Below are 10,892 nucleotides of genomic sequence, written 5' to 3'. Positions count from 1 at the left end.
CACTGAAGGGAGAATCGATGAGAAAGAGGAGAAGTGAGTTGACCCAATCTGAACACTCGAGTTAGAAACGGGGTGACGTGAGCGCGTTAAGGATCAGGGTGTTCACGTTGGCCGGAATGGCTGTTCAACTTCGCCGGAATACGCAATATCTTTGCACTCAAATTTTGGAGGTGTTTTCCAACCTGTAACACGCCCGCTGCGTTTGTTGATCCTGCGGTATTCATTCCCCAACAGGATTTCCCATTCAGAGCCGTTCTCCGATAGAACCTGAAAAGCAGTCCCCAACTCAATGCCTAAACCTGGTTCAGTACAGACCAACTCGGTCATCAGCCCTCCTCAATGTAGGGGCATTTGGTTGTTAATTTTCCACTCAAAACGACAGTTTGGGATAGGATAGCTCATGAGAGGTCGTGTTTGTACAATGAGGAATGCTACATGATGCCCTATGCAACCTATCATCCTAGTAGTGACGCAGCAGCTACTGCGAACTATCTCCTGGAAGCCCTTGGTATTCCTTGTGACCCACTAGGAGCACATCAATGGATCGTGGCTGGCGTAGCACCGGACATAGTCTATCGTCTTGCGGAATTGATGAAGACGGATGTGGGGACGGTTTGCCAGTGGGCTGATATTGGCCAGAGTACACTGGCCCGCAAGCTCCGGATTGCTGCCCCCTTATCAATATCGCAGGGTGCCAGGGTATACGGAGTGGCGCAGGCCCTCGATGCGGCACTCGTCTTTCACAGGAACGATACCGTCAAGACACTGTCGTGGTTAAACCGCACCGCCTGGGGCCTCGGTGGCGTAGCCCCAGCTAAATTGTTGGCTACACCAATGGGGGTTCAGGCTGTTGTCGATCTAGTGGGACGGATTCGGCATGGGGTGTGCCTATAAATTTAGGCAGCCTGCGGCCTCATCTTTCAGTTCAAAAAACATCACGATAGTTTTTTTCAAATTTTTTCATTTTAGCCACTTGAAAAATACTGAAAACTGTCCATTTACTAATTATGAGAACAAAAGACTTTTTTAAACATTCCGCTGCTTCGCAGCGAAGATAAACCAGTTTTACTACTTCCCCACATACTATTTTATTAGAAGCGACACTCGCATTAGCATTGCAAACATGTCAAGCGTTTAATACGCAGGTTCAAACCTCATGTTGTCATTACTTAACTAAGTGTCAATTCTCGTATGAGTAGAATCAAGACAGAAAAACAGCCATAATAAAATATGGTTATTTTCGCACCTATGGTGCGGGCTAAACAGACAAAAGTTCCACCTTATAATTAGCATCTATTGTTTTTCATTAAACAGCCACTATTTATGGTGGCTGCCATGAATAATTAAAAATATTATTGATGATAACACTACCACCAGGTTAATAAATTACGCCCTGTCAATGCACCCCACACTATGGCATTCAACATCAGAGCAATGAAGACAGCCGCAGAGCCCATGTCTTTAGCTCGACCAGAAAGCTCATGATGCTCTGACCCTATTCTGTCTACTACTGCTTCAATAGCTGAGTTCAGGATCTCTACAATCACAACCAGCCAACTTATAACCATTAGGAGTAGTATTTGATTTAAACCATCTCCGACAAAAAACGCCAGAGGCATCAACAGCACAATGAGTAGCAGTTCCTGACGAAAAGCCGCTTCATGTCTCCAAGCTGAAGAAAGCCCCTTCATACTATAATTGGTGGCATGAATGATTCGGGTAATTCCAGTTGCACCAGGCTTTGCCATTTTAGCTTCCTCTTTCTGATTTGCCCGTTAAAAATTTCAACCATGAAATACACGAACAATAGTAATAAACCTATTATTTAACAGATGATTGGGGGCCTGAGCCCCCAATAATGTAATTTATTGAACATTACGACATTGACTGAAAATATCTAGACCCTTTTCGTAAACTGATGTTTTGACGTCCCAGATACCCAATACAGATGAGAAAATATTATCGTGTGAGTAACGAGTATCAGCGGCTTTCTGCTGCAAACACGCCATATCAACGCCTTTCTCTTTGGTAAATCCAGGTGACATCCACACCTGCATAGGAACAAGGGTCTGATCATCCGGTGCAAACTTGTACGGTGTACCGTGTAGGTAAAGCCCTAATGCTCCCAGTGATTCACCATGATCGGAGACGTAGAGCAACGCGGTGTTGTACTTATCTTCGTAGGTTTTCAACTTGGCAATCATCTCTCCAATCACGAAATCGGTGTAGCGGATGGTGTTGTCATAGGTGTTGGTGAGCTCTTCATCTGTGCAGTTTTCAATATCACTGCGTGGACAGTCAGGGGTGAACTGACGATGAGCATCAGGGTAGCGCTTGTAGTAGGTTGGGCCATGGCTACCTATCAGGTGGAAGCCAACCAGCTTATCCCCTTTCATTTGAGCAATTTCACTATCGAGGTCTTGAAGGACAACCTCGTCATAGCATGTGTTTTTATCGCAGAACTTAGGGTGATCCTTTGGTTCGATTTCGATGTTAGGTACTCGGTCGCAGACGCCTTTGCAGCCTCCATCGTTCTCCTTCCAAAAAATGGAGATCCCCGTTTTTTGCAACACATCTAGCAGGCCCTCGCTATTGCGAGCGCGATTATCATCAAACTCCTTTCTCCCCATATTGGAGAACATGCAGGGGACGGATACAGCGGTTGCTGTCCCGCAGGAGCGGACATCGTTAAAGGAGATCACACCACCAGACTTACTTGTGAATGGGTTGGTATCTTTCTCATAGCCATTCATTGAAAAGTTCTTACCACGAGCAGTCTCACCAACAACCAGGAACATCAATGTTGGTTTGTCCTTTTTCGTAACCCGTGTGGCATCATCACCTAAAGTAACAAAAGGGATGGGCTCTGCCATATAGCGTCTATACAGGTACTTACTGGTGCTATACATGAAGTTAGCTGGAACGATTTCACGATTTAGAGTCTGATTGTTACGACCAATTGATGCGTAATCTTGGTAGTACAAGGCAGCAATTATCCCAACTATTACCAAAGAGAAAAACATAGATAACAATCGCTGGGCGATACCTTTGTACCAGGTAGATGCATACTCAATTTTCACAAAAAATATCAATGCTGCGGGTAACAAACCGGTCAAAATAACCCAGATTATTATTGGAGCGTTAACGTATGCAAAAGCTTCGCTTTGGTTTGTTTCAAATATATTCTGGATCATATCACCATCAAACAACACACGATATTTCATCATGGTGTAACTGGCGATAGAACCTGTAACAAACAGGAATGCAAAGAACGGCTTCATCAGAAAGCGGATCGAGAATGGCATGAAGACGAAGTTTAATGCAGCAACAAGTAGGAATGGGATTGAAACTACAAACCCTATTTTGAAGTGCTCGATGTTAGACAATATGTCATAGAAATGGAGCAGAACGGGCCAGTTCAGCAAAAATGCGAATACCAAAGCCAATAGCAGTACAAATGGAACAACTTTTATTCTGACAGCTGAAAACATAACAATTACCTGTTAAACGTCTATTTCTATAAAAACCACTTCATTAAAATATCAACGATTCGCAACTCAATTATTCCGACATTGCTTAAAGATATCTAATTCTTGTTCGTAGATAGCCGTCTTCACATCCCATATTCCCAGGACAGAAGAAAATATGTTGTCATGAGAATAGCGATTGGCTGCGGCATTTTTCTGCAAACATTCCATATTCATGCCTTTTTCTTTGATGAAACCAGGTGACATCCACACCTGCATAGGAACACGGGTCTGATCATCCGGTGCAAACTTGTACGGTGTACCGTGCAGGTAAAGCCCTAATGCTCCCAGTGATTCACCATGATCGGAGACGTAGAGCAACGCGGTGTTGTACTTATCTTCGTAGGTTTTCAACTTGGCAATCATCTCTGCAATCACGAAATCGGTGTAGCGGATGGTGTTGTCATAGGTGTTGGTGAGCTCTTCATCTGTGCAGTTTTCAATATCACTGCGTGGACAGTCAGGAGTGAACTGACGATGAGCATCAGGGTAGCGTTTGTAGTAGGTTGGGCCATGGCTACCTATCAGGTGGAAGCCAACCAGCTTATCCCCTTTCATTTGAGCAATTTCACTGTCGAGCTCTTGAAGGACAACCTCGTCATAGCATGTGTTTTTATCGCAGAACTTTGGGTAATCCTTCGGTTTGATCTCGATGTTAGGAACTCGGTCGCAGACGCCTTTGCAGCCGCCATCGTTCTCCTTCCAAAAAATGGAGACCCCCGTTTTCTGCAACACATCTAACAAACCCTCGCTATTACGAGCGAGATTATCATCAAACTCCTTTCTCCCCATATTGGAAAACATGCAGGGGACAGATGCAGCGGTTGCAGTCCCACACGAACGAACATCATTAAAGGAGATCACGCCACCAGATTTACTGGTAAATGGATTGGTGTCTTTCTCATAGCCATTCATCGAGAAATTTTTACCACGAGCGGTTTCACCAACGACCAGAAACATCAACGTGGGCTTACTTTGATTAGTATCCCGTTTTGCATCATCACCTAAAGTTGTAAATGGGATTGGTTCAGCAAGATAACGATTGTAAACGTATTTAACGGTACTATTAACGAAATTGGCTGGAACAATCTCACGCTGGAGGTTTGAATTGTTGCGCCCCACTGACACATAATCTTGATAGTATAGTGCTGCAATAACCGCAATCACTATAAGTGATGCAAACATCGATAGGGCACGAGTTAGAATCCCTTTGAACCATTTTTCCTCATATTCAATTTCAACAAAGAAAAGTAAAATGGCAGGGATAAAACCAGCAATAGTAACCCATACTATAATTGGTAAGCTTAAATATGCTAACGCCTCATTTTGATTGGTTTCAAAAATATTCTGAATCATGTTTTGATCAAACAAGACTCTATACTTCATCATTGTGTAACTAACGATTGCACTAAGTGCGATAAGAAGTGCAAAAAAAGGCTTTATTAAATACCGTATCGAAAATGGAACAAATACAAAGTTAAGCGCTGCAACAAGCAATATTGGTAATGAAATGGCGAAACCAAACTTAAAATCTTCTAATTTGTAAAGGATTTCGTAAAAATGGAGAACTCCACGCCAGTTCAGCATAAATGCAAAATACAGTGCCAAAAAGAACATAAGCGGAACAATTTTTATTTTTATAAGGGAAGGCATACTTACTCCATTAATAGTCCAACAATCACTTTCTAACGAGACATCTTGTCTTTATGTTGAAAATGAATGGTAACAAAGCTGTACGTGAGCTTAAGCGGCATTTTGTCATTTACTGATAAAAATGCGATCTTAATCACAAATGTCTTATCCGAAATGATACACAGCTAAAATTAAGGAAGTCTTAAGATGCGCTTCGTTCAGCTTTCTATCGCTTGAAAGCCAATAGCAAGACACCGCCAGCGATCATGCCAATGCCCAGCCATTCTCTGACCGATGGTCGTTCACCAAGGAAAGTGAAAGCAAAAATAGCAACCAGGACAAGGCTGAGCTTGTCTACTGGGGCAACCTTAAAAGCCTCACCAATCTTGAGTGCTCGAAAGTAACAGACCCAAGAAACGCCTGTTGCTAAACCTGACAGAGTAAGAAAAATCCAAGTCTCTGGTGTTAGACCAAAAGGATTGGCCCACTTCCCTGTGTAAGCAATAAATGCTGATAAAACAACGATGATCACTCCTGTGCGGATCAAAGTTGCAAGGTCAGAATCAACCCCCTCCACCCCTACCTTCGCAAAAATTGCAGTCAGAGCAGCAAAAATTGCAGACAAGAAAGCCCAGTAGAACCACCCAGTTTGTGAGTCCATTTGACACTCCACAATTCGCTACGCATCAATGTTAAATTTTTTCACATGGCGCCATCCAGCTTAAGTGTTTCTTAATAAATCCCTGACACTCTTTCATAGACGGCGATTCGTCTAACCAAAGGATAGGGTGAACTATGCATAGCAACACCGATAACATCGTAAGCAAGGTGCCAGAAATTACACTGGCCTTTTGGATGATTAAAATTTTAGCAACAACGCTTGGTGAGACAGGCGGAGATGCGTTATCGATGTCGATGGATCTAGGCTACCTGGTGAGTACAGCAATTTTTGCAGTCATTTTTTTTGTTGCTGTCAGTGCTCAGATATCCGCTAAGTCTTATAACCCTACGCTGTATTGGGTCACGATCATCGCAACCACCACGGTGGGTACAACGTTGGCTGACTTTGCAGACCGTTCTTTGGGAATTGGTTATGCAGGTGGTTCGACCATACTCTTCCTTTTGTTACTTGGTTCCTTTGGGGTGTGGTATCGAGCGCAAGGAGAGATATCATCCAGTGTAATTTCGTCACCCAGAACAGAAATGTTCTACTGGATCACCATCATGTTTTCACAAACCCTTGGTACAGCCTTGGGTGACTGGACTGCCGATGATGCCGGATTCGGGTATGCAGGGAGTTCCGTTGTATTCGGTGGCATGTTGCTTGCCATAGTCGCAGCCTACTTATGGACTAAGATCTCTCGTACATTCTTGTTTTGGGCTGCCTTTATTATCACACGCCCCCTTGGCGCTGTTGTTGGAGACTTCCTGGATAAGCCATTGAGCAAAGGTGGGTTGGAACTTAGCCGCTATTCCGCCTCAGCTGCATTACTATTAGCAATTGCTGTGCTGGTATTCATATCAAGTACAAGAAGCAAACAAAACAGTACTGTAGCATTGGATTTAGATACTGATAACTAAGTGCATGAAATTATAGCGTTGGAGCAGAGTCATATGTTACATATGCCTGCTCCAATTATAGTTAGTAAAAATAGATAGTGGTGATTTATAGTAGGCACGATAAATAGGTAATCATATGAATAATATCAATGTGTCGGCAAAGGGATTATTTAATAAGGTTCCAGAAGTAACAATGGCTTTCTGGATTATTAAAATGATGTCCACTACCGTTGGGGAAACGGCAGCTGATTATTTGATATTTAACATGAGGCTTGGGCTAACAGTTACATCTATTATCATGGGGGGAATTTTAGTCATTACCTTGGTGATGCAACTTCACTCTAATAAATATGTCCCATGGAAGTATTGGTTAGCAGTAGTGCTTGTTAGTATCTTTGGCACTTTGGTCACTGATAACCTAACAGATCAAGTTGGCGTTCCATTGGAAGTTTCAACAATTGTTTTTACAATTATTCTTCTTGCTACATTTTGGCTCTGGCACTCCCAGGAAAAGACTTTATCAATACAGTCTATCGATACACCTAAGCGGGAGTTGTTTTACTGGAGTGCTATATTGGTGACTTTTGCGCTGGGAACCGCTGCGGGTGATTGGGTCTCAGAGGGTATGGATATAGGATACATGAATTCAGTCTTTTTGTTTGGGGGACTCATATTTATCATATATACAGCCTACTTGATTTTAAAAACGAACGTCGTTTTAACCTTTTGGATTATTTATGTTTTAACTCGCCCGCTGGGTGCTTCTATAGGCGATTTGTTGTCACAATCTGAAAAAAATGGTGGGTTTGGATTTGGGGTGACAAGCACTAGCATCGTATTCTTTGTATTTATTTTCGTTCTTGTTTTGTATCAATCATATAAAGTATACATAAGCAATAAAATGAATCAAAATAGTTTATAGAAGATTAATCAAACGTCGCTAAGGTAGAAAATGACTAAGATAGATTGGCTTATTAAATTCAGACGTGCAAAAACCTTAAGCACTTTAGATGTGATGTTGGATGCAGCGTTAAGAAAGGTAGAATCCATAACTGATAAATGTGAAGCAATTAAAGGGCATGAACTACGTCAGGATGAACTTGAGCTTGGTAAGCATTGCAGACCGCTGATTAAGTAACCTGATTACCCATGACTAGCAGTCAGTTACCACGAACTATACTGATCTTACGTACAGTTATCGAGGTGCGAGATCATGGCCAAAAGCAAAATCCAATTCCAGAAAGGCTACAGCCTGTTTGAGTTTCTCAAGGACTATGGCACTGAGGCTCAGTGCGAAAATGCGCTGTTCACTTGGCGTTTTCCTAACGGCTTTGTCTGCCCTGAATGTGCCAACAAGACCTGTTGTCGCCTGAGAAGGCGGCCACGTGTGTGGCAATGCAATCACTGCCGTCACCAGATGTCATTGACTGGAAACACGATTTTTGCAAACACCAAACTCCCACTGACCAAGTGGTTTCTGGCGATGCACCTGCTGTCACAGACCAAAACTGGCTTGTCAGCGATGGAGCTAAAGCGCCAGTTGGACGTCAAATATGACACTGCCTGGATGCTCAAGCACAAGCTGCTGCAAGCCATGAAAGAGTCCGATGACAAGCAGCCCATCAGCGGCATCATTCAGCTCGATGATGTCTACTGGGGTGGCGAGCGCCGTGGTGGCAAACGAGGTCGCGGCGCGGCAGGCAAGACGCCGTTTGTGGCAGCAGTAGCCCTGAACAAGGAAGGGCATCCAATCAAGATGCGGATGACGGTGGTCGATGGTTTCAAAACCAACGTCATTGCTGATTGGGCAAAACGGCATCTTGCCAGTGGTAGCGCGGTGATATCCGATGGATTGGCCTGTTTCAAAGCGGTCAAGGAGGCCAATTGTGAGCACCTGGGTGTTGTCACCGGGGGCAACCTGGACTGGCTGGATCATCCGGCATTCAACTGGGTAAACACGATGATAGGAAATGTGAAAAACTCGCTGCGGGGCAGTTGCCATACGCTCGGAGCGAAGCATTTACCAAGGCATCTTGCGGAATACTGCTTCCGGTTTAATCATCGTTTTGACCTCAAGAGCATGTTGGTTGAATTGGGGCATGCAGTCGTGGCAAGCCCTCCGATGCCATATCGGCTCTTGAAGCTGGCTGAGGGTCATGGGTAATCAGGTAAGGCCTTGATTATATAAGCTGTTCATGTCAGTCTTTTGTTTTGAGCGGAAGAGAAAAATTCGATGGGAAGTTCTGAACTTAGCTTGCTGAAAATGGCGATTATGCAGTCTTGGAACGCGGTTGTGATTACCAGTGCTGACAGGGCAGCAGGATATCCTGTAAAAATTGCGAACCCTGCTTTTTGTCAGATGACAGGTTACGCAATTGATGAGTTGTATGGTCAGTCATTGAAGATGTTACAAGGCCCTGCTACAGATCAGGAGGTGATTAACCGGCTTAGAAGTTGTCTTACCAGTGGTGAATACTTCGAGGGTATGACTACTAATTACCGCAAAGACGGTTCGCCATATTTGGTGCGCTGGAATATCTCACCGGTACGAGATGAGGTGGGTGACATCACGCACTTTGTTTCAGTGCAGCAAGATATGACTGCTTATGCCAAGGTAGAAGAGACCAGTAAAATTCTTGGTCAGGCACTGGATGCCGCAGCAGAGCCGATACTCGTTACCGATGCGCAAGCTAAGATAATCTTTGCCAATCAAGCGTTTTGCCAGGTAAGCGATTATGAAGAATCAGAATTAATCGGCAATACACCATCACTTTTCAAGTCAGGCTTACACGACGATGACTTTTACAAGAACGTAAAAGCATCTTTAATGACAGCAAAGACGTTCCAGGCAATTTTCATTAATAAACGTAAAGACGGTACCTTGTATCATTCTGAGCAGAGTATCTCCGCTATCAAAGACCACGCTGGTAACATTACTAACTATGTTAGTGTTGGAAGAGATGTCACTGAGCGACTTCGTGAAGAGCAAGCGCTACGTGAATCGGCAACAGTGGATCAACTAACTGGTTTGTTTAACCGCAATCATGGTAAGGCGTTGTTAAGCGAGGCTTATAGCTTTACTCTTAGCCGGGAAGAGCCCATGAGTCTAATTCTTTGCGATATTGATCACTTTAAGCAGATTAATGATAGCTTTGGGCATCCTGTTGGTGATCAGATCTTAGCTCAAGTATCGGGTCTACTTCGAAAGTCGGTTCGGGGTAATGATCGGGTAATTCGTTGGGGCGGAGAGGAGTTTTTGATCCTGCTTGAGAATTGCACTGATATGGTAGCGGCAGAATTAGCTGAACGCTTGCGATTGCGAATTGCTTCAGAGCAGTTTCAGAATGTAGGCAAGGTCACCGTGTCACTGGGAGTTGCATCATTATTTCAGAAAGAAAGTTTAGAGCAGCTGATCAGCCGTTGCGATGAAGCCTTGTATAAGTCAAAACGTAATGGTCGAAACCAACTAACGTTAGGGAAGGTGCGAACAAGTCCCTGATATGAGATCATGTTTGTCATCTGGAGCCATGGAACAGGGTTCATCATGAGTCATCAACTTACCTTCGCCGACAGTGAATTCAGCAGTAAGCGCCGTCAGACCAGAAAAGAGATTTTCTTGTCCCGCATGGAGCAGATTCTGTCATGGCAAAACATGGTGTGTACAGATCTAGTTATCACCTGACACCGGCCTCAAACCGGTGTCTTGTTTACGCTACTTTAGTGCGCACTTCCTTCGGTATCAATTTCAGACCCTTCTTGAACATGCTGTAGGGGGTCTGACCCTCCATCATCCTGCCCTGATGTGGCCGCTCGGTGTTGTAGTGTTCCAGGTAGCTATCCAGGTCTGTCTGCATCTGTTCTACCGACTCATACCAGGTCGTCCTCCCCTTGATACGGAAGTGTTCATCCAGCAGGGTGCGATGTAGCCGCTCGATAAAGCCGTTGCTCTGCGGCCCGCGTACCTTGGTGGTCCGGTGCTCAATCCCCTCCAGTTGCAGAAACAGCTCGTAGGGATGATGGTCTGGGCGCCCACAGAACTCGCGCCCGTTATCTGACAGGATGGTATAGACCCGAGCCTCATGGGCTTCGAAGAACGGCAGTATCGTTTCATTGAGCACATGAACCGAGGTCACCGGCAGCTTGCTGGTGTAGAGCCGTCCCCAGGCATGGCGA

At 44.3% G+C, this 10,892-nt stretch carries 12 protein-coding genes and 1 pseudogene; 7 read left to right on the top strand and 6 right to left on the bottom strand.

Going from position 1 to position 10,892, the window contains the following annotated elements; all coding sequences use genetic code 11:
- Positions 1-102: 102 nt before the first annotated feature.
- Positions 103-327 (bottom strand): hypothetical protein, encoded by a 225-nt coding sequence (locus J9892_RS23495; protein ID WP_210539137.1) that lies wholly within the window; start codon positions 325-327, stop codon positions 103-105.
- 108 nt (positions 328-435) lie between these two features.
- Here J9892_RS23495 and J9892_RS23490 point away from each other — a divergent pair, with 108 nt between their 5' ends.
- Complete coding sequence (locus J9892_RS23490; protein WP_307772470.1) at positions 436-894, top strand: antitoxin Xre/MbcA/ParS toxin-binding domain-containing protein; 459 nt, start codon at positions 436-438, stop codon at positions 892-894.
- Between the two features lie 473 nt (positions 895-1,367).
- On the opposite strand, the gene J9892_RS23485 is transcribed toward J9892_RS23490, so the two are convergent.
- The 4 genes from J9892_RS23485 to J9892_RS23470 all read right to left on the bottom strand — a co-directional run bounded on the left by J9892_RS23485 (position 1,368) and on the right by J9892_RS23470 (position 5,820).
- Positions 1,368-1,748: a diacylglycerol kinase gene (locus J9892_RS23485; protein WP_039026395.1), complete on the bottom strand. Its 381-nt coding sequence runs from the start codon at positions 1,746-1,748 to the stop codon at positions 1,368-1,370.
- 117 nt (positions 1,749-1,865) lie between these two features.
- Positions 1,866-3,491 carry an MCR-3-related phosphoethanolamine--lipid A transferase gene (locus J9892_RS23480; protein WP_210539136.1) on the bottom strand — a complete coding sequence of 542 codons (1,626 nt, stop codon included), beginning with the start codon at positions 3,489-3,491 and terminating at the stop codon, positions 1,866-1,868.
- A gap of 66 nt (positions 3,492-3,557) precedes the next feature.
- Positions 3,558-5,180, bottom strand: a complete 1,623-nt coding sequence (gene mcr-3 / locus J9892_RS23475; protein ID WP_210539135.1) for an MCR-3 family phosphoethanolamine--lipid A transferase — start codon at positions 5,178-5,180, stop codon at positions 3,558-3,560.
- Positions 5,181-5,385: 205 nt separating this feature from the next.
- Positions 5,386-5,820, bottom strand: a complete 435-nt coding sequence (locus J9892_RS23470; protein WP_111897046.1) for an EamA family transporter — start codon at positions 5,818-5,820, stop codon at positions 5,386-5,388.
- 134 nt (positions 5,821-5,954) lie between these two features.
- Between J9892_RS23470 and J9892_RS23465 the strand changes: the two genes are divergently transcribed.
- From J9892_RS23465 to J9892_RS23440, 6 genes and pseudogenes are all read left to right on the top strand, one after another.
- Positions 5,955-6,740 (top strand): hypothetical protein, encoded by a 786-nt coding sequence (locus J9892_RS23465; RefSeq protein WP_113721948.1) that lies wholly within the window; start codon positions 5,955-5,957, stop codon positions 6,738-6,740.
- A 115-nt stretch (positions 6,741-6,855) separates the two neighbouring features.
- A complete protein-coding gene (locus tag J9892_RS23460) occupies positions 6,856-7,641 on the top strand; it encodes a hypothetical protein (RefSeq protein ID WP_113721949.1) in 786 nt (261 codons plus the stop codon).
- Between the two features lie 30 nt (positions 7,642-7,671).
- Complete coding sequence (locus tag J9892_RS23455; protein WP_080631783.1) at positions 7,672-7,857, top strand: hypothetical protein; 186 nt, start codon at positions 7,672-7,674, stop codon at positions 7,855-7,857.
- A gap of 75 nt (positions 7,858-7,932) precedes the next feature.
- Entirely contained in the window at positions 7,933-8,883 is a 951-nt protein-coding gene (locus J9892_RS23450) for an IS1595 family transposase (protein ID WP_210539134.1), read from the top strand.
- A gap of 69 nt (positions 8,884-8,952) precedes the next feature.
- A complete protein-coding gene (locus J9892_RS23445) occupies positions 8,953-10,218 on the top strand; it encodes a diguanylate cyclase (RefSeq protein ID WP_210539133.1) in 1,266 nt (421 codons plus the stop codon).
- A 45-nt stretch (positions 10,219-10,263) separates the two neighbouring features.
- Positions 10,264-10,377, top strand: a pseudogene (locus tag J9892_RS23440) (IS5/IS1182 family transposase); the annotation flags it as partial.
- Positions 10,378-10,426: 49 nt separating this feature from the next.
- Here the strand turns inward: J9892_RS23440 and J9892_RS24970 are convergent.
- Positions 10,427-10,892: integrase core domain-containing protein (locus J9892_RS24970; RefSeq protein WP_246876746.1), on the bottom strand; the 466-nt coding region annotated here is incomplete at its 5' end.

The organism is Aeromonas sp. Prich7-2, from assembly GCF_017939255.1.
In the GTDB taxonomy this organism is placed as follows: Bacteria; Pseudomonadota; Gammaproteobacteria; order Enterobacterales; family Aeromonadaceae; genus Aeromonas; species Aeromonas caviae.
The sequence above is the reverse complement of the archived record's forward strand: the minus strand, read 5'-3'. Positions and strand labels throughout refer to the sequence as shown.